General features: G+C 61.1%; 13 protein-coding genes. 6 read left to right on the forward strand and 7 right to left on the reverse strand.

Features of this window, described 5'->3' with window-relative positions:
- Nucleotides 1-36 precede the first annotated feature (36 nt).
- Nucleotides 37-1,461, forward strand: coding sequence for an adenylosuccinate lyase (purB, locus tag ACWUI2_RS11830; protein WP_486983052.1), 1,425 nt, complete (start codon nt 37-39; stop codon nt 1,459-1,461).
- Nucleotides 1,462-1,694: 233 nt separating this feature from the next.
- Here the strand turns inward: purB and ACWUI2_RS11835 are convergent, their stop codons facing one another.
- Both ACWUI2_RS11835 and queC read right to left on the reverse strand, forming a co-directional pair.
- A complete protein-coding gene (locus ACWUI2_RS11835) occupies nt 1,695-2,387 on the reverse strand; it encodes a 7-carboxy-7-deazaguanine synthase QueE (RefSeq protein WP_486983053.1) in 693 nt (230 codons plus the stop codon).
- A gap of 36 nt (nt 2,388-2,423) precedes the next feature.
- Entirely contained in the window at nt 2,424-3,110 is a 687-nt protein-coding gene (gene queC / locus ACWUI2_RS11840; RefSeq protein ID WP_486983054.1) for a 7-cyano-7-deazaguanine synthase QueC, read from the reverse strand.
- Between the two features lie 66 nt (nt 3,111-3,176).
- Here queC and ACWUI2_RS11845 point away from each other — a divergent pair, with 66 nt between their 5' ends.
- The 3 genes from ACWUI2_RS11845 to ACWUI2_RS11855 all read left to right on the forward strand — a co-directional run bounded on the left by ACWUI2_RS11845 (nt 3,177) and on the right by ACWUI2_RS11855 (nt 6,414).
- Nucleotides 3,177-4,295 carry a ribonuclease D gene (locus ACWUI2_RS11845; protein ID WP_486983055.1) on the forward strand — a complete coding sequence of 373 codons (1,119 nt, stop codon included), beginning with the start codon at nt 3,177-3,179 and terminating at the stop codon, nt 4,293-4,295.
- A 103-nt stretch (nt 4,296-4,398) separates the two neighbouring features.
- Nucleotides 4,399-4,671, forward strand: a complete 273-nt coding sequence (locus ACWUI2_RS11850; RefSeq protein WP_486983056.1) for a hypothetical protein — start codon at nt 4,399-4,401, stop codon at nt 4,669-4,671.
- Between the two features lie 102 nt (nt 4,672-4,773).
- Nucleotides 4,774-6,414 carry a fatty acid CoA ligase family protein gene (locus ACWUI2_RS11855; RefSeq protein ID WP_486983057.1) on the forward strand — a complete coding sequence of 547 codons (1,641 nt, stop codon included), beginning with the start codon at nt 4,774-4,776 and terminating at the stop codon, nt 6,412-6,414.
- Nucleotides 6,415-6,470: 56 nt separating this feature from the next.
- On the opposite strand, the gene ACWUI2_RS11860 is transcribed toward ACWUI2_RS11855, so the two are convergent.
- Both ACWUI2_RS11860 and ACWUI2_RS11865 read right to left on the reverse strand, forming a co-directional pair.
- A complete protein-coding gene (locus tag ACWUI2_RS11860) occupies nt 6,471-6,599 on the reverse strand; it encodes a hypothetical protein (protein WP_486983058.1) in 129 nt (42 codons plus the stop codon).
- Between the two features lie 461 nt (nt 6,600-7,060).
- Entirely contained in the window at nt 7,061-7,201 is a 141-nt protein-coding gene (locus ACWUI2_RS11865; RefSeq protein ID WP_486983059.1) for a hypothetical protein, read from the reverse strand.
- A gap of 442 nt (nt 7,202-7,643) precedes the next feature.
- On the opposite strand from ACWUI2_RS11865, the gene ACWUI2_RS11870 reads away from it, so the two are divergent.
- Nucleotides 7,644-8,654 (forward strand): NAD-dependent epimerase/dehydratase family protein, encoded by a 1,011-nt coding sequence (locus tag ACWUI2_RS11870; RefSeq protein WP_486983060.1) that lies wholly within the window; start codon nt 7,644-7,646, stop codon nt 8,652-8,654.
- A gap of 93 nt (nt 8,655-8,747) precedes the next feature.
- Here ACWUI2_RS11870 and ACWUI2_RS11875 read toward each other — a convergent pair whose 3' ends face one another.
- On the reverse strand, nt 8,748-9,545 hold the full coding sequence (locus tag ACWUI2_RS11875; protein ID WP_486983061.1) for a TrmH family RNA methyltransferase: 798 nt from the start codon (nt 9,543-9,545) through the stop codon (nt 8,748-8,750).
- A 74-nt stretch (nt 9,546-9,619) separates the two neighbouring features.
- Here ACWUI2_RS11875 and ACWUI2_RS11880 point away from each other — a divergent pair, with 74 nt between their 5' ends.
- The gene (locus ACWUI2_RS11880) at nt 9,620-10,843 is read left to right on the forward strand and encodes a class I SAM-dependent RNA methyltransferase (RefSeq protein WP_486983062.1); all 1,224 of its coding nucleotides are present in this window, start codon (nt 9,620-9,622) and stop codon (nt 10,841-10,843) included.
- A 607-nt stretch (nt 10,844-11,450) separates the two neighbouring features.
- Here the strand turns inward: ACWUI2_RS11880 and ACWUI2_RS11885 are convergent.
- Together ACWUI2_RS11885 and ACWUI2_RS11890 are read right to left on the reverse strand one after the other, a co-directional pair.
- Nucleotides 11,451-15,068, reverse strand: a complete 3,618-nt coding sequence (locus ACWUI2_RS11885; protein WP_486983063.1) for a hypothetical protein — start codon at nt 15,066-15,068, stop codon at nt 11,451-11,453.
- Between the two features lie 10 nt (nt 15,069-15,078).
- A complete protein-coding gene (locus ACWUI2_RS11890) occupies nt 15,079-18,495 on the reverse strand; it encodes a hypothetical protein (RefSeq protein WP_486983064.1) in 3,417 nt (1,138 codons plus the stop codon).
- Nucleotides 18,496-18,531: the final 36 nt, after the last annotated feature.

Below are 18,531 nucleotides of genomic sequence, written 5' to 3' on the forward strand. Positions count from 1 at the left end.
TCATAATTCATCATTCCTAATTCATAATTTTCTTCCATGGAAACGATTCCCAATGTTTTGGCCCAGCGTTATGCGACGGCCGCGATGAAGACGATTTGGTCGGCGCGCGGCCGGGTGATCCTGGAGCGCGATTTCTGGATCGCGGTCATGAAGGCCCAGCGGGTCCTCGGATTGCCGATCCCGGCCGATGCCATCGCCGCCTACGAGCGGGTCAAAGACAAGGTCGACCTCGCCTCGATCGACGCCCGCGAACGGGTGACGTTGCACGACGTCAAAGCCCGGATCGAGGAGTTTTGCGAGCTGGCCGGACACGAGCATATCCATAAAGGTATGACGAGCCGCGACCTGACGGAGAACGTGGAGCAACTCCAGGTTTTGCGTTCGCTCGAATTCGTCCGCGACAAAGCGACCGCCGTTTTGCTCGGACTCGCCCGTCAGGCCGCCGAGCACCGCGATCTGGTAATCACCGGCCGGACCCATAACGTCGCCGCCCAGCCGACCACTTTCGGCAAACGGTTGGCGATGTTCGGTCAGGAGCTGTTGGAAGCGGTGAACGCGCTGGAAGAGTTGATCCACCATTACCCGGTGCGCGGGTTGAAAGGAGCGGTCGGCACCCAGCTCGATCAATTGACCCTCTTCGATGGCGACGCCTCCAAGGCGGCTCAGTTGGAAGAGAAGGTGATCGGGTATCTCGGGTTCAAACGGACTCTCGGCAGCGTCGGTCAGGTTTATCCGCGGAGCCTCGATTTCGAAGTGGTGAGCCGGTTGTTCCAGGTCAGCGCGGCGGCGAGCAGCTTTGCCCGGACCCTGCGGTTGATGGCCGGACACGAACTCGCCAGCGAAGGTTTCCGCAAAGGGCAGGTCGGCTCTTCGGCGATGCCGCACAAAATGAACAGCCGGAGTTGCGAACGTATCAACGGATTTCATACGATTCTCAACGGGTATCTGACCATGACCGCCGGGTTGGCCGGCGACCAATGGAACGAAGGCGACGTTTCTTGTTCGGTGGTTCGCCGGGTGGCGTTGCCCGACGCTTTCTTCGCGATCGACGGACAATTGGAGACGGTGCTGACGGTTTTGAGTCAGATGGACGCCTTCCCGGCGGTGATCGAGGCGGAGAACGACAAATATTTCCCATTCCTCGCCACCACCACCTTCCTGATGGAGGCGGTGAAGGCCGGGAGCGGACGCGAAGCGGCGCACGAGGCGATCAAGGAGCACGCCGTGGCGACCGTCCTCGCCCTGCGCAACGGCGAGATCGACCGTAACGACCTCGTGGAGCGCCTGGTGGCCGACCAACGAGTCGGCTTGAGCCGGGAAAAGTTGGAGGAACTCCTGGCCGACAAAGGCCGATTCCTCGGCATGGCCCGCGAGCAAGTCGACGCCTTTGTGAAAGCCGCCGAAGCCGCCGCCGACCGCCATCCCGCCGCCAAAACGATGAAGGCCGGGAATATCTTGTAACCCCCAAAAGTGGCGGAGCCATCCCGGCTCCGTGTGTTGGAAGGGAGCCCGGACATTCCTGTCCGGGTTTCGCCCGGAAATGACGGACAGGAATGTCCGTCCTCCTTTATTGCGCCGGTTGCATTGTGTTGGAAGGGAGTCCGGACGTTGCTTCGCCATCTCCGGTTCGCTTCGTCTTGTCCGGGTTGCCTACAGGCTGTGACGGACAAAAATGTCCGCCCTCCTTTGCCGTATCAGGTGCCGCGGGTGTTACCGTAGAGGGCGATGTGGAGGCGGGGGCAGTAGCGGTACCCGCGGTCGCGGCAGATGGCGGCCAGCCAGGTTTGACGCGCGGACAGAGTGGCGGGATCGATTCCTTCCGGCATCAGGAGGATGTTTTCCGGGGGGATCGGACGGTCGATTTGCCGGATCAATTCCTCGATTTCGCCGAGATCGGCCTCGGCGGTGACCACGAATTTAAGTTGGTAGTCGTAGTGCTCGATCCATTCGCGGATGACCTCGGGTTGGAGCCGAAGTTCTTCGTGGCGCTTTTGCCATGTCGCGGAAAGACGGTCGTCGGGGCGGGAGTTCGAGAGTTTCGGACTGAGGGAGGCGAGGTCGCAGGCGATGCCGCGCGGTGGAATCGTCGCCGCGGTTTCGATGGTGATATGGCGTCCCGCTTCCCGGAGACGTTCGGCGAGAAGGGCGATTTCCGGGGCGATCATCGGCTCCCCGCCGGTGAGGACCACATGGCGGGAGGAGTGCTCCAGCACCCGGGCGGTGACGTCGGCGAGCGAAAGCGTTTCTCCCTCCGGTTCCCAGGAGGCGTAGGGGGTGTCGCACCAGTTGCAGCGGAGGTTGCAGCCGCCGGTGCGGACGAAGACGCTCGGCATGCCGGTCAGACGGCCTTCGCCTTGGATGGAATGGAATATTTCCGTGACAAACATGCGGCAAATCGGACCGGGAAAACGGGCGGATCCGGCTCAGCTCCGGGGAGCGGAGGGAAGAGGCCCGGTCTGCTCATAGGCGATCGGGTCGGTGAGTCCGGCGAGGGCGAACGCCTCGCGCCGTTCCACGCAGGTGCCGCAGGCGCCGCAATGGATGTCGCCCCCCTTGTAGCACGACCAGGTTTGGGCGAAATCGACGCCGAGTCGGGCGCCGCGGGCGACGATGGCGGCTTTGGTTTCGGAAATAAACGGGCGGAGGATTTGGACGCGGGCGTAGGTGCCCTCGGTGACCGCCTCGCTCATCGCCCGCATGAACGATTCCCGGCAATCCGGGTAAATGGCATGGTCGCCCGCGTGGGCTCCGATGACGATGGCGTCGGCCTCGAGGCTTTCGGCGAGACCGGCGGCGGCGGCGAGCATGATGCCGTTGCGAAACGGGACCACGGTTTGGCGCATGTTGGATTCCTCGTAATGGCCTTCGGGGATTTCCCCGCCGGATTGGAGGAGGTCGGAGGCGAAAAGTTGCCCGATAAAGCCGAGATCGACCACCCGGTGGGGGATGCCGAGGCGGCGGCAATGGAGTTCGGCGAACGGGAGCTCCTTGTGGTTGTGCTTCGAACCGTAATCGCAGGAGAAACCGGCCAGCACCTCATGGCGCTGGCTCGCGTCGTGGAGGGCGACGGTCGAGTCGACCCCTCCGCTGCATAAAACCACTACCTTCATCTAGTTTTTTTGCTTAGGGAACTTGCTCTTTCTTGGGATTTCCCATCACTATAGCAACGCAATATAATGAGATACCGTTTAATTGCCACTCAGCCGGAGGTCGATCAGGTGGTGGATCGAGTCGCGGCGGCACCCGAGGTCGCTTTGGACACCGAAGCCGACAACATGTACCACTACCACAACCGGGTCTGCCTGTTGCAGATCCGCTGGGAAAAGGAAATCGTGTTGATCGATCCGCTGGCTCCGGGGCTCGACCTCGGTCCCTTGTTCCGCACCTTGGAGGGGAAGCGGCTGATCATGCACGGCAGCGATTTCGACCTGCGCCTTCTCGCCGAACTCTGCGATTTCCGGGCGAGCGAGGTTTTCGACACGGTTTTGGCGGCCCAGCTGCTCGGACTGGAGAAAATCGGGCTCGGGTCGCTGATCGAACATTATTTCGACGTCGTTTTGCCGAAAGCCCATCAGAAAAGCGATTGGTCCCAGCGGCCGTTGCCCGAGAAGATGCTCGACTACGCGGCGCAGGACGTCCTTTACCTCTTCGAGTTGCGCGACGCGATGGAGGCCCGCCTGAAGGAGCTCGGCCGCCTCGAATGGCACCGGCAGCGTTGCGAGTGGCAAGTGGCGGCCGGCACGGTCGGTTTCGGCGGACGCGACGAGAACGCCTGGCGCGTCTCCGGCGCGCGTTTCCTGCGCGGGGTGGGGCTGACCACTTTGTATGAACTCTGGCATTGGCGCGATGCGGAAGCCCAGAAGTTGGATCGTCCCCATTTCAAGGTGATCAATGACGGCTTCCTGTTGGCGATCGCCAAAGCGGTCCAGGAGGATAAAGGCGACCCGTTGAAAGGAATTCCGGGATCGTTGCGGCGTCGGCACGGCCGGGCGTTGACCCATGCGATCCAGCGGGGGAAAGAGCGGGAACTCGACAGTCTGCCGCCTCCGCCGCCGAGCCGGGGCCGTCCGGAGCCGTTCACCCCGGAGGAGTTGAAGCGGCAGGAAACCATCAAGGCGGCCCGCGACAAAGTGGCGGCGGAGTTGAAGATCGACCCGAGTTTGATCGCCAACCGCTCCCTGATGGCGGTCCTCGCCCGCGAACCGGGGCGTCTCGACGAGCTTCTCCTGCCCTGGCAGGCCGAACTTCTGCGGCCCTGCGAATGTTTCGCGACGGAAGTCGGATCGCCGTCGTGACGATGCCTTCCGGGCTCCTATTCGGAAAAGCGACTGAATGGTGACTTTTTGTTTGCCTCGCTGATTTCGGGTGCGAATACTTTTGTTTTAGATGATATCACCAATGGTTAAGCCTAGCTCGACGATGTTCAAAAAATTCTCTCTCCTGGTTCTGGCGGTCGTGTTGCTTTCTTTCGCATCCGGTTGCACTGCTCATCGTGGTGATGTTTCCCACACGAAAATTGCGGGTGGTTTGTATGAGCGTCAGACCCATGCTTACACCCAGACGCCGAACACCACCATTCCGTTGCGTCGTTCCGATGTCGATCCGGGTGCCGAGATCAGCGGCAACAAGACATCAATTCTTTGGGGCTTGTTCACCTACTACGATTATTGATTTTTCGGGCCAGGCAGGCCCGCTTGAGTATTTTTTTGCGAATGACTGTTTTCCCGAGCGGAAGCAGTCATTCGTCGTTTTGGGAATGTGAGACGACGGATTATGACGAGTGCTACCCGGCGGGATGATAGGATTAATGTGGCCCGGTTTCTGCCGCGAATGGCGGAGGAACACTCCGGTCAGTTGGCGCTGCGAGCTCCGGTTGGCCGCGATGGCGCCGGCACGATCCGTTACGACGATTTCACGTTCGCGGAACTCAACCGGGAAGTGGACGCCCGTTGCCATCAGTTAGCGGCGGCAGGAATCCGGCGCGGCACCCGAGTATTGGTGATGGTGCGGCCAGGACTCGAATTGGTCGCTTTGGTCTTCGCCCTTTTCAAGATGGGGGCGATCCCGGTCTTGATCGACCCGGGGATGGGGTTGAAAGGATTCCTCAATTGCGTGCGACGTTCCCAACCGGAGGCGCTGGTGGCCATCCCGCTCGGCATCTGGGTCAGCCGGGTTTTTCGGAATCCGTTCCGCAGCGTCCGGATCGCGGTGAAAATCACGGGACGGACCCGAAGCGGGCCCGATGCGGTTTCGCCGTTTGAAATGGCTCCGACTGGCGGGGAGGATCTGGCAGCGATCCTGTTTACCTCCGGATCGACCGGTCCGGCGAAAGGCGTTTGCTACCAGCATCGGATGTTTGAAGCGCAGGTGGAGTTGATCCGCGACCAATATCGGATCGAGCCCGGAGAGGTCGATTTGCCGATGTTGCCGGTGTTTACCCTTTTCAATCCGGCTCTCGGGATGACGGCGGTGATCCCCGAAATCAACCCGAGCCGTCCGGCCACCGTCGATCCGGCGAAAATCGTCCAAGCGATCCGGCAATGCGGTGTCACTAGCACGTTCGGTTCGCCGGTGCTCTGGAAGAAGATCGGACGCTATTGCCTTGAGCGGGAGATCCAGTTGCCGAGTTTGAAACGGATCCTGATGGCGGGAGCGCCGGTTCCTCCGCAACTGATCCGCGACTTCAAACGGATTTTGCCCAACGGAGAGATTCATACCCCCTACGGCGCCACCGAATCGTTGCCGGTCGCCTCGATATCCGGCCCGGAGATTCTCGGTGAAACCGAAGCCGCAACGAACCGCGGACAAGGAACCTGCGTCGGGAAAACCTTTCCGCGAATCGACGTGAAAATATTGCCCCTCTCGGATCGGGCCGAAGGGGAGGATTTCCTCGACCAAGCTTTGCCCGTCGGGGAAAAGGGGGAAATCGTGGTCCGTGGCCCGGTGGTCACGGAAGAATACGACGGACTCCCGGAGGAGACGGCGGCGGCCAAGATTCGGTCGGCCGATGGAGTTTGGCACCGGATCGGGGACCTCGGCTATTTCGATGGGGAGGGAAGGCTCTGGTTTTGCGGTCGGAAAGCGGAACGTGTCGACACCGCCGAAGGACGACTCTACACCGACTGTTGCGAAGCGATTTTCAACCGGCATCCGAAGGTTTTCCGGACGGCGCTGATCGGCCTCGGCCCGCGCGGACGCCAGGAACCGGCGATCGTGGTGGAACCCGAAGCCGGCCATTTTCCGCGAAAAGCGGAGCAAGCGGCATTCATTGCGGAATTGAAGAAACTCGGGGAGGAAACCCTGGCCACCGTCCGAATCGAACGGTTCTATTTTCGCAAAAAATTGCCGGTCGACGTCCGCCATAACGCCAAGATCCACCGCTTGACGCTGACGAAGATCTACGGATCACCGTGAACGGAGCTCTTGCCGGGTAGCATCCGGCTTTCGCCGGATGACTGGAGCGGCGCGCTTTAGCCGCCGTCGGTGGACGAACGGAGTTCGCGGACGATTCCCATGGCCGACCGGTCTTCGGCTAAAGCACGAAGCTCCGGCTTATGCTCTGTTTCATCGAGTGAAAACTCGATGCTACGAGGTAGCATCCGGCTTTCGCCGGATGAAGAAGCGGCGCGCTTTAGGCGCCGTCGTTGGACAGACGGAGTTTGCGGGCGATCCTGTGGCCGATGGTCTTCGGCTGAAGCATGAAGCTCCGGCTTATGTTCTGTTTCATCAAGTGAAAACTCGATCCTACGGGTAGCATCCGGCTTTCGCCGGATGAAGTAGCGGCGCAGTTTAGCCGCCGTCGTTGGACGAACGGAGTTTGCGGACATTCCCGTGGGCGATGGTCTTCGGCTGAAGCACGAAGCTCCGGCTTATGTTCTGTTTCATCGAGTGAAAACTCGATGCTACGGGTAGCATCCGACTTTCGCCGGATGAAGTCGCGGCGCGCTTTAGCCGCCGTCGTTGGACGAACGGAGTTTGCGGACATTCCCGTGGGCGATGGTCTTCGGCTGAAGCACGAAGCTCCGGTTTATGTTCTGTTTCATCGAGTGAAAACTCGATGCTACGGTAGCATCCGGCTTTCGCCGGATGAAGGAGCGGCGCGCTTTAGCCGCCGTCGTTGGACGAACGGAGATTCGCGGACATTCCCGTGGCCGACGGTCTTCGGCTGAAGCATGAAGCTCCGGCTTATGTTCTGTTTCATCAAGTGAAAACTCGATCCTACGGGTAGCATCCGGCTTTCGCCGGATGAAGTCGCGGCGCGCTTTAGCCGCCGTCGTTGGACAGGCGGAGATTCGCGGACATTCCCGTGGCCGATGGTCTTTGGCTGAAGCACGAAGCTCCGGCTTATGTTCTGTTTCATCGAGTGAAAACTCGATGCTACGGGTAGCATCCGGCTTTCGCCGGATGAAGTCGCGGCGCGCTTTAGCCGCCGTCGTTGGACAGGCGGAGATTCGCGGACATTCCCGTGGCCGATGGTCTTTGGCTGAAGCATGAAGCTCCGGCTTATTTTCTGTTTCATCGAGTGAAAACTCGATGCTACGGGTAGCATCCGGCTTTCGCCGGATGAAGAAGCGGCGCGCTTTAGCCGCCCCCATGGCCGTGGCTCCGACGAAGAGGATCTTGCCTGAAACCGAAGGCGCTCTTTGAATCTGCGTATGAATGTGTTGGTGACAGGTGGCGGGGGATTTCTGGGACGGTATATCGTGGACCGTCTGTTGGATCGAGGGGACGTGGTGACGATTCTGGGGCGGCGTTCCCATCCTGATTTGGAAAAGCGGGGAGTGCGGACCATTCGCGCCGACATCGGGGATCGCGAGGCGGTGATCGAGGCCTGCCGGAGGCAGGAGGTGGTTTACCATGTGGCGGCCCTTGCGGGGATTTGGGGAGCGCGGGAGGATTTTGTTCGGACGAACCTGGAAGGAACCCGTCATGTGATCGAAGGGTGCCGACGGCACGGGGTGCGGAAGCTGATCTATACCAGCACCCCGAGCGTCGTGGTCACCGGTGGTCCGCTCCAAGGGGTGGACGAAAGCGTGCCGTATGGGAGCGGGTGGCTCTGTGACTATGCGGAAACGAAGGCGGCGGCGGAAGCGGAGGCGCTCGGGGCCAACGGACCCGATTTGCGGACGGTGGCGCTGCGTCCGCATTTGATCTGGGGGATCGGGGACAACCATTTGATTCCCCGGGTGGTCGCCCGGGCCAGGTCGGGACGTCTGCGGATCGTCGGCGACGGTCGCAACAAAGTCGACATCGTCCACGTTGAGAACGCCGCCTCGGCGCATCTGCTGGCGGAGAAAGCTTTGGATGAGCCGGGTCGAGCGGATGGAAAGGCTTATTTCATCTCCCAAGGCGAGCCGGTGGTTTTGTGGGATTGGATCAACGACCTGCTTCGACGCCTCGATGTGGCTCCGGTGGAGAAGCGGATCTCATTGTCCGCCGCCTATCGGGTGGGGGCCACTTTGGAGACGGTTTACCGGCTGTTGCGGATCAGGCGGGAGCCGCCGATGACCCGTTTTTTAGCGGTCGAGTTGGCGAAGGACCATTACTTCAATATCGGTGCCGCCCGCCGCGACCTCGGATACCGTCCGGTCAAGGGGACGGAGGAAGGAGTCGAGGAGTTGGTGGCCCATCTGAAGAACGGGGGAGCAGCATAGGGGCTGGTGTTGCGGAGGGAGCGGCGCGCTTCAGCCGCCGTTGGGAGGTGGCTGACTTGGGCTCTGAACGGAGGCGGGACGCCTCGCGCCACTTTAAGACCTTTGGCGGACGGCTTCGAAGAGGGTGATGATGGCGGCCATGGCGACGTTGAGGGAATCGGCTTGGCCGGCCATTGGGATGCGGACTTTGACGTCGGCGGCGGCGAGCCATTCGGGGGTGAGTCCGTATTGCTCGCTCCCCATCAGGATCGCCAAGGGGCCGCGGAGGTCGGCGTTGCTGTAGAGGAGATCGGTGTCGGGGGTCGTCGCCACAGTCCGGATACCGCGTTCGCGCAGGAAGGGGAGGAGCTCCTCGCGGGTGGTGACCACCACCGGGACCGAAAACAAAACGCCGGTCGAGGCCCGGACCACGTTGGGATTGAAGATGTCGGTGACCGGGTCGCAGACGATGACCGCGTCGACCCCGGCCGCGTCGGAACCCCGGAGGAGGGTGCCGAGGTTGCCCGGCTTTTCGATCTTTTCACAGATCAGGAGAAAGGGTTCGGGCTTCAACTTAAGATCCGCGAGGGAAAGACGTCGTTGGTCGGCGACGCCGATCAATCCGTCAGGGCGGTCGCGGTAGGAGCACTTTTCGAACGCCGGCTTCGAGAGCTCGATCAATTCGACCCCTTTGGCGGCGGCCGATTCGAGGAGAGGGCGTTCGTTTTCACCGAGAAACCAGTCAGGGGAAAAGTAGATCTCCCGGACCGGGACCTCCCGGGCGAGGGCGCGGGAGAGTTCGCGGAATCCTTCGATCAAGAAACGGCCGGTTTGGTCGCGGTGACGGCGGTCGCGGAGTTTGACCAGGTTTTTGACCCGCGGATTCTGCAGGCTGGTGATCGGTTCGGACATGATGATGGACGTTGTGGACTTGCGGGGAGATTCCGCTTGCTGCTGTGATACTGGTAACCAAATCTGAAGAGACGATGTCAGCGAGAAAAAAGCCGTTCAACGATCATCCTTTTCCATATCACCACCTCGTCGAGATGGAGGTCACCTCCTTGACGAATATGGGGCTCGGCGTGGGCCGCGTCGAAGGATGGGTGGTGATGGTTCCGGGAGTGATCCCCGGGGAAAAGGTGCGGGCCCGCGTTTTTCGCAATCACAAGAATTACTCCGAGGCCGATCTGGTGGAGGTGCTGGCGGCGTCGCCGCGGCGGGTGGAGCCGGGTTGTCCGTTGTTCGGCGTCTGCGGCGGTTGCCAGTATCAACATATTGAATATGCGGAACAGCTGCGTTGGAAACGGCAGCAGGTGGAGGAGTTGTTGCGCCGGATGGCCGGGATCGAGGCGCCGGTCAACGAAGTGATCGGATCCCCGCGGGAGTATCGTTACCGGGCCAAAATCACCCCGCATTTCCATCGTCCCAAGGATGGCGAAATTTCGGAAATCGGATTTTTGCGGAGTGGAACCCGGAATCGGTTGGTCGACGTCCCCCAGTGTCCGATCGCCACCGAAAAGATCAACGAGGCGTTGCCGGAGATCCGGGCCGCGGTCCGGGCGGACGCCGCCGGATATCGCCGGGGGGCGACGTTGTTGATCCGGGAAGCCGTCGAAGGCGTGGTGACCGATCCCGGTGCGGTGGTCACGGAAGAAGTCGGGGGGAAGCGTTTTCAGTTTCTCGCCGGGGAATTTTTCCAGAACAATCCATTTATTTTAGAGGCGTTGACCGATTACGTCGGGGAGGAGGCTTCGCGCGGAGGTTGCCGTTATTTGGTGGATGCCTATTGCGGATCAGGATTGTTCGCCTTGACGTGCAGCGGTCGGTTCGAACGGGTGGCGGGAGTCGAGATCAGCGAGAACTCGATTCAGTGGGCGAAAAAGAACGCCGAGGCGAACGGCGTGGGGAACTGTTCGTTTCTGGCGGGCGACGCCTCGTCGATTTTCGCCGGAATCGAGTTTCCTCCTTCGGAAACGGCGGTGATCATCGACCCGCCGCGGAAAGGATCGGACGAAGCCTTTTTGAATCAGCTCTTCGCCTTCGGTCCGGGGCGGGTCGTGTATGTTTCCTGCAATCCGGCCACGCAGATACGTGACCTCGGTTTTTTCAACCGAAACGGTTATCGGATCGAATCGGTGCAGCCATTCGATCTGTTCCCGCAAACGAAGCACTTGGAGTGCGTCGTGAGTCTCAGCCGGGTGAACGGCTGAGACTCCATGTTCATACTTTGAACCTAAATCCAGCACTTAGAGCAGCCACGAAAAGACACAAGAATAGAGAGAAATGATACGATGTCATCGTCGGGATGGTTCGCCTTTCCGGCGACTTTCATATCCAATATAAGCCTCTTTTTTTGTATATCTTGCGCCTTTTGCTTCGCCATCTTCGCTTACGCTACGTCGCGGCTATCCACTGACCTTTCTAGGTTGAAAACTGCACTCCAGCCGGTTCAGGGACCAAATCGGAGGGTTGGCTTCCAGCCGACCTTCTTCTGAAACCGACGCCGACGGCGGACGGCAGGATGCCATCCCTCCCAGTGGAGCTTCATTCCATGTTGTTCCCCGGGCGCGGCACGTCACACGACGGCGGCTGAAGCGCGTTGTTTCTAACCTAAATCCAGCACTTCAAGAGAAATGATACGATGTCATCGTCGGGATGGTTCGCCGTTCCGGCGACTTTCATATCCAATATAAGCCTCTTCTTTTGCGTATCTTGCGCCTTTTGCTTCGCCATCTTCGCTTACGCTACGTCGCGGCTATCCACTGAACTTTCCAGGTTGAAAAGCCGAAGTCGGTGAGGCGGGACGCCTCAGCCGCTTTACTTCAGGCTCATGCGGAAGATGTAGAATTCGGCGTCGCCGGATTGGGGGATCGTCAATTCGTGGCGGCTGCCGTTGCCGATTTGGGTGGCGCGGAGACCGGTCGGGGCAAACTCCTGGAGGTCGTCGCTGCTGTAGAGTTGAAACTGGATGTGTTTGGCGAAATCGGCCGGGAAATGGAATGAGATCTCGGACGAACCGTTGCCGCTCGAAACGATGGCAACCGGGGGCGGGCTCAAGTCATAGACCGGCGCCGGTTGCCCGTTGACCATCGGGATGCTTTTCGGATCGGTCGGATCGGAGCCACTGAGGATTTCCTGCAGGTCGCTGTAGCCGTTTCCGTCGGAGTCGGCGAACGGCGAGAGGGTGACGTTCGGGAAAAGATTCTGGATCGAGTCGGGAATCAGATTTCCGTCGGAGTCCTGCGGCGGAGCGTTGTGCAGGAACACCAGGGAAGGTTGCGGGATGACTTCGATGGCCGGGTTGCCGCAGGCGTCGGCGGGCTCAAGGAAGCCGGTGACCCTGAAGACCGATCCGGAGGTGAGCGGGAAGGCGCGGGCGACGGGAAACGGGCGGCCTTGGTCGTCGATCAAAGCGTATTCGCCGAGCAGGATCGGGTTGTTCGGGTTGAACGTTCCTTGATTGAAAACGACCTCTTGCCAGACCGGGCAACCTGCGCTCTGGGACGCGCCACTGTAATAAATGTAGATGGTCTCGCGGGTGCGTTCTTCGATCAGGTCTTCTATCTCTGCCACTCCGGCGGCCGCATCGGCGAGGAGAGACGCGGGGAACTGGGCGGCGGTGGAGCCGGTGTCGTAGCCGGTGTTCTCCAAGGTGCCGGTCCGGATGAACCGGCGGAGGGCCTCCAACGGTGGCCGCAGGGAGCCGGCGGTTTGGTTGGTGGCGCTCGTGGTGTAAAGCCGGTTGGTCAGTTCGATCAACTGCTCGATGTTGGCGGTCGGTGCGGAATCGACCGCGTCGTTCACGGTTTTGACGACGGAATGAATTCGGTAACTGGATGCTTCTTCTCCGGCGTCTCGCTGAAGAGCGAGCAGATCGTTCAGGGAGAGGGATCTGTTGCGGGTGGAACCTTCGTCTTCGGCTCCGGGGGCGAGCGGAGTCTCGTTGGACCGGAACGGAGTGAGCGTGATGTTGGTGCGATCAATCAAATCCCGCTCGTAAAGAAGGTTGCCGAGAATTCGTTCGATCAGGAGAAGACCCAACGTCGATTCCGGCCCGACCGCATCCAACGTGACGGACGGTCGTTCGAGGCTGTCGTAATAGGCGAGGGCGGCCGCGCGCCAAGCGGCGGCTTCGGCGGCGAGGTCGTCGTAGCCGCCGTGCGCGCCGAAATCTTCATAGACGAACGGCTCGAACGCTTGTTTGGGAATGTTCACCGCGGCGGCGACCTGGCGGCCGTAATCTTTGGAGGAACCGTCGTCGACCGGGAAGTTGGTTTCGGTGCTGACGACGACAAAGAGGTCGGAATTGGAGATCGCCAACGCTTGGAAAGTCGCCGCCGGATAGGGAAGAAGGGGAGTGGAAGCGGTGCGGGTATTGCCGAGGGCGAAGCCGTTTGGTTGGTGGACGTTCATCCGGGTGCGGCGAATGGTGTTGTCATCCGGGTCGTCGGCGGCGAAGGAGCGGAGGTGTCCGCTTCCCGCCCCGGGATTCGGGATGGCCGGGGCGGCGGTCAGGTTGAACGTATTGGGATATTCGAAGGTGGTATCGGCGCGGTCCGGCTTGCTGTTGGGATCGTTCGGATCGGTGCCGGCGAGAATCTCTTCGAAGTCGGTGAAACCGTCGCCGTCCGAGTCGAACGATCCGGCAAGGGGATCGAGACCGTAGGCGAGGGCGACGAAATCGGGAAGGCCGTTTCCGTTGCTGTCCTGGATGCCGGGATTCTGGGTGAACGTGTATTCCACCCGGGCGATGTTGGAAAAACCGTCGTCGGTAGTGGCGATGGCGTAGAGGACCGTGTTGGTGGTGATCACCGGCGGGTTGCTTGCGTAGTTCGTCCAGTCAACGTCCTGGGCGCGACGGTAGAAGACATTGGATACGTCGCCGGTGGCGGTGATCTCCGGGCGGACGGCGTAACGAAAGGCTCCGCTGCGGGGTTCGATCTGGACTTGGGACGTGACTTTGCCGACCGGACTCTCTTGGAAGCGAAGGGAAAGGTCGTCCCCGACTTGGTTGGTGAGGCCTCCGGCGGTGATGGACGGAGTCGAGTCGATGGTGATCGTTTGTTGGTCGCCGAGACCCTCGCTGGCGCTGCGGAAACGTTCGCTGACCACCTCGGCCTTGCCTCCGTTGAGGGTGAAGACGGAAGTCCAGGCGCCGGCGTCGTAGTGGGAAAGGAGGCGGGCGTCGGGATTGGTCAGGGGCGGGGAGTCGAACAACAGCACCGACGACCCGGAAGCGACACCGCCTCGCAGGGGAGTCAGTTTTTGGTGGTCGATGGCGGTGTGATTCGAGCCATCGAATTTGTATGTGATCGACTCTTTGGATACGCCGGAAGAGTCGCCGATGAAGAGGTGCAACAGGTCGTCGATCCCGACGGCGCCGGTCACGAATCCGCCGTTGAAGGAATCGAAGGTTTCCTCGACCGAGAGGTTGCCGCCGCTTTGATATGCGACCCGGTCGGCGACGGTCCCTTTACTATGGATGATCAGCAACTCGGGGGCTCCGCTGGTTTCGATCACGCGAATGTCGGTGATCTCTTCGGGGTAGTTGAAGTCGTTTGGCTGGGTCAATTCGCTGCCGTCCCAGTTGCTTTCGTAAAGAGTGGTTGAACCGGGGGTGAAAAAGATGAATTGGGCGAGCCCGTCGCCGTTGAAATCGGCATAGACGTAGGCCGCGCCGGTCGGCAACCCATCGGCCGTGGCGATCAGATCGGGAGGGGAGGAGGGTTTGTAAAGAGTGAGGATGGATTCGGTCTCGTAGTCCTCCATCACACCGTAGAGTTTCTCGCCTCCGTTCTCGACGAGAATGCGATTGGCCCGGTAGGGCGTGCCACTGGCGCCGATGGCGCTTAGATCGTCGAACGGGAGTTTTCCGGCGGAATTCCGCAGTTGAGCGATGACGTTCGGATAGGCGCCGCTCTGGAGCGTGGGGTGATAAACGATGTCGAGGTAGTCTTGGTTGTAATCCGGGTTGGAGGAGGGGAGGTTGATCGCGGTGACAAGCGCCGGGCCCACGTAGTTGGTCACGACCAGCAAAGGTTCGGTCAGACGCGAGTCGGTTGGTGTATCGACCAACTGGATTCGATTTGAGAAGGCTTCGGCGAAGAGCAGGACGTCGCGGTCGTCCTGGAGCAGCCGTCCGGCGGAGAATCCGGTCACGGGACGCAGGCCGCTGTGGCCGGGGTTGGTCCGCCAAACGAGGCCGCCGTCGGAGGAAGGGGCGGCGATTCGGAATTCGCCGCTCTCTTTGTCGACGACGACGATATCGGGTCGGCCATCGCCGTCGACGTCGGCCACCGTATGGAATTCGGTGGTGGTTTCGTAAACGAATCCCGGGGCCGACTGGGCGGGGAGCGCCAGCGGCGCCAGGAGTCCGGCGACGCCGACGCTGAGGATCGTGCGAGCGGAAGAAGAGGTGGAAGGACGCCGAATCATTGGAGGAAAATCAGTTGGCGGTTACGGTTGGAAGAGGAATGACTTGGGCGATCTCGCCGGAGTCGTCGAAGCGGACGACCAAGTAGCGGTAGCTTGCGCCATTGATGACGGGCTGGGTGTCTTTCAAGAAGAGATGGAAGGCCCGGTCTTGTGGATTGGACTCCGGAATCTCGATCAACATGAAGTAGGGATCGTGGATCGCTTTGGCCGGACCATCCTCGAATTCGATGTCGGTGTGGGCGATTCCTTCGATCAACGGCGAGACTTGGTAAACGTCTCCGGAAACGGAGGGCCAGATGTCGTTTGGCACTTGGTAGCGGAACAACATGAAGTTGAGTAGAGGGGTGCCGTCGAGCGTCTGATAGAAGACGTTCCGCAGGTCCCCTTCGCGCGGGTAGGGGATCCGGTAGAGGCCTTGTTCGGAAGGTCCGGGGAGTCGGTCCCAGTTTTTCGGCAGGTCGGAGGGGAATCGGCCCAAGCGAACCTTGCCCACCCGGACCGCGCCGCCGGAATAGACCGGACTTCCGTCAGGGTTTTTCGGGAAGATTTCGGCCAGCAGACCGATCTCGAACGGTTCCGACGGGTCTTTCACCGGGAAGTCGGCGTTGACTCCGGGGAGACCGCGGACCGGCCACGGCACCACGCAATCGCCCGGGTCGAACGGTTGGGAGAAGTCGATTTCGGAGGACCAAATGAAGGTCTCGATGTTGCTCCACGGACCGACCGATCCCCCGGCGCCCACGGCGCGGACGGCCACGGTGTATTCGATTCCGGATTGAAGGTTCTCGGTCCAATCGGCGTGGAATTCCGGTCCGCTGCTGAAGTTGGCCCCAACCCGTCCGGTCACGTAGGAGCGGAAGACCATGAGCGAGGGATGGTGGATGTAGCGGAGGCTGAAGTCGGGATCGAGTTCGGGATGGACGTTCAAGCGGAGATCCCCGGAGATGTTCTGCGCCGGGATCTCGACGTCGGAGCGTATCCAGATTTCGAAACGTTCAACTCCGCCCGGCGGCGCGAACCATTTGACGCGCGCGCCCGCCTCGGCCGGGTCCTCGCCGAGCGGCTGGACGGGGCTGAGCATCGGAGCCGGCAGGGGAGTCCGGGGAGTGGCGGTGATGCAGCCGATGCGCTGGAGAACGCTCGGGTTGCCGTGCCGATCGAACACTTGGAGGAAGTAGCAGATCTGGCCTCCGTTCAAGGGAAGTTCGCTGTCCTCGACCGTCACGATGGGATCGTCTTCATAGCGGCCGATTCCTTGGCGGAGCATCGAGATGGAACCGTTGCCGATGCGGCGGTAGAGTTTCCATTCTTCGGTCCTGGGGGTCAGGTTGAGGGTGACTTGGATCGGATTCACCAGTCCGCTGGCCGTCGGGTCGGGATTCGTCTCATGGGTGTCGCATTCGCCTTTGCGGTCAAGCATGGCGGCGAATTCCAAGAGTTGGACGAACTGGCCGGTCTGTGGGTCGGGCTCGATCCCGATGTAGAAGGTGCCGGTGGCGGTTTCGCTGACTTTTCCGTCGGCGGTGCCGACGCGAACGAAGAGTCGTGCCTGGATTCGGTTGAAGGGGACGAGTCGATCGTTTCTCAACTTCACCGAGTGGACTAAGCGGTTTCCGGTGAATTCGAAGTGACCGAGATAAGAGCGCTTGTCGGCGAGAGGTTCGATGAAGAACTCGGCCCAGGCGATCTGTTCGTCGAAGCGATCGACCCCGATCTCCAGATAGGTGAACCCTTGCACGAATTCCTCGTTGGTTTCGCCCGGACCGAAACGTTGGAAGTCAACGATCGGATCGGCGCAGACCCCGCCGACGTGTCCGCCGGGAGCGTCGGGGCCCACCCGTCCGCGCAGCACTCCGTAGGCGGGGGCGCTGTTTCCGGAAACATTGGCGCCGCAAGCCGAGGCGTCGATGGCGCGGACGGTGTACCAGTAGGTCTTGTTGGCCTCGTCGTCGTTCACAATCGGGGCGGTTTCCAAATCGCCCTCGCGGCTGTAGGTGATGAACGGATGCGGACCGACGTTATCGATGTATTCGGTGACCCCGGCCGGGACGGTGGCGACACGTCCGCCGGTCAGACTGCCGTTTGGAACGGAAGAAAACGGGAGGCCCTGCATCTGGTGCATTTCCTCGATCGATTCCCAGCGGTAAATCCAGTATCCGGCGATCTCCGGTCCATGCTCGAGGGGAGCGACTTCGTTCCAAGTGACCTTGAAAACCTGGGTCTGGGTGTCGGACGCGGCATCCCAGCTGTAGTGGTTGGTCACTTCGAGACCGCGGGGGGAGGCGGGGGGAATCCGGAAACAAACGGTGACCGGGGTGCCGATGGAGATCTCGCCGGTGCGTCCGAGGAGATCGCGTCCGGCGACGAAATAAAAGTAAGTGTCGCCATCCTGGAACGGTTCGCCGCCCGGTTCGTAGCGGCCGTTGTCGTCGATCACGAAATAGGTGCGGGGATCTGCGTTGAGATCGGCCACGTTGGCGGGGCTGAAAAGCTCGTCGGCCAGGATGGGAAGGACGTTGATCTGTTGGACGGCGCCGGAACCGTTGTTGAGAAACTCGAGGAAGTCGTCGCGGTCCGGATGCTCGGTGTCCCAGTTTTCATCTTTGGCCGTGGCTGGATCGACCCGGAAGACATCGTAACCGAATTGGAAGAACGACCGTTCGCGCAGCGGGTCGGGGGTGGCCCAGCGCAGCGGGACGTTGAGGTTGCCGCGCGGATCTCGCTCGCCGTCGTCGTCGACGAACGGGACATGGACCGGTTCGCCGGGGGCGGGGAGATAGGTGATCTTGCCCCCCTCGACCACGACGCGTCCGGATACGAAGTCGCAATCGCCGGGAGCGGCCCCCGGCGGGCAAGAGCGGATTTCGTAAGTGCGGATCTGGCCCTCGGGGATGGAATCGATGAAGCCGACGCCGGCGACGAGGGCGGCGGCGGGATGGCGGCGGGTCAGGAGGGCGAGGGTTTCGGCGCTCTCGGGATCGAATTCGGAGACGGCGACGATGGCGGCCAACTTTTCCGCCAACTGCATGCCGGCGGTCGGGACGATCTTGTCGTAAAGGCCATCGATGTTGTTCGACAGAGCGTCGAGATCCTCGCCGACCCGGAGGGAGCGGTTGAGAGAGAAGTTGACGGCGATCACGTCGACCTGCGGTTCGACGATGGCGACCAGTTCGAACGGCGCGGAGTCGCCGGGCGCTCCATCTTTCGAATACACCGCGTAGCGTTGCGGCGACCAGGTCGCGTCGCCGGTCGGCCACCATGTGAGGTAAACGGCGGGATCGTTGTCTTCGTCGCCCGGCACCCCGAGGGCGGCGGTGACGACACTGGACCCGATGTCCTGGGCGTCGGTCGCCGGGGCGGCGGCGAGAAAGGCCGTCGCGAGGAAGAACGAAAAGACGTGGCGGAGACGATTGCGTAAGGAGATCATGCGAATGAAAAGGAGTGGCGGATGATGTCGTGGGAG

It is taken from the genome of Verruconatronum alginivorum (assembly GCF_056590205.1).

Bases quoted from the DNA above. Each gene is read 5' to 3' on its own strand.
- ACWUI2_RS11855 (WP_486983057.1), top strand. From the start codon at position 4,774: ATGACGAGTGCTACCCGGCGGGATGATAGGATTAATGTGGCCCGGTTT.
- ACWUI2_RS11875 (WP_486983061.1), bottom strand. From the start codon at position 9,545: ATGTCCGAACCGATCACCAGCCTGCAGAATCCGCGGGTCAAAAACCTG.
- ACWUI2_RS11860 (WP_486983058.1), bottom strand. From the start codon at position 6,599: ATGCTACCTCGTAGCATCGAGTTTTCACTCGATGAAACAGAGCATAAG.
- ACWUI2_RS11845 (WP_486983055.1), top strand. From the start codon at position 3,177: ATGAGATACCGTTTAATTGCCACTCAGCCGGAGGTCGATCAGGTGGTG.
- ACWUI2_RS11865 (WP_486983059.1), bottom strand. From the start codon at position 7,201: ATGAAACAGAACATAAGCCGGAGCTTCATGCTTCAGCCGAAGACCGTC.
- ACWUI2_RS11880 (WP_486983062.1), top strand. From the start codon at position 9,620: ATGTCAGCGAGAAAAAAGCCGTTCAACGATCATCCTTTTCCATATCAC.
- queC (WP_486983054.1), bottom strand. From the start codon at position 3,110: ATGAAGGTAGTGGTTTTATGCAGCGGAGGGGTCGACTCGACCGTCGCC.
- ACWUI2_RS11850 (WP_486983056.1), top strand. From the start codon at position 4,399: ATGGTTAAGCCTAGCTCGACGATGTTCAAAAAATTCTCTCTCCTGGTT.
- ACWUI2_RS11885 (WP_486983063.1), bottom strand. From the start codon at position 15,068: ATGATTCGGCGTCCTTCCACCTCTTCTTCCGCTCGCACGATCCTCAGC.
- purB (WP_486983052.1), top strand. From the start codon at position 37: ATGGAAACGATTCCCAATGTTTTGGCCCAGCGTTATGCGACGGCCGCG.
- ACWUI2_RS11835 (WP_486983053.1), bottom strand. From the start codon at position 2,387: ATGTTTGTCACGGAAATATTCCATTCCATCCAAGGCGAAGGCCGTCTG.
- ACWUI2_RS11890 (WP_486983064.1), bottom strand. From the start codon at position 18,495: ATGATCTCCTTACGCAATCGTCTCCGCCACGTCTTTTCGTTCTTCCTC.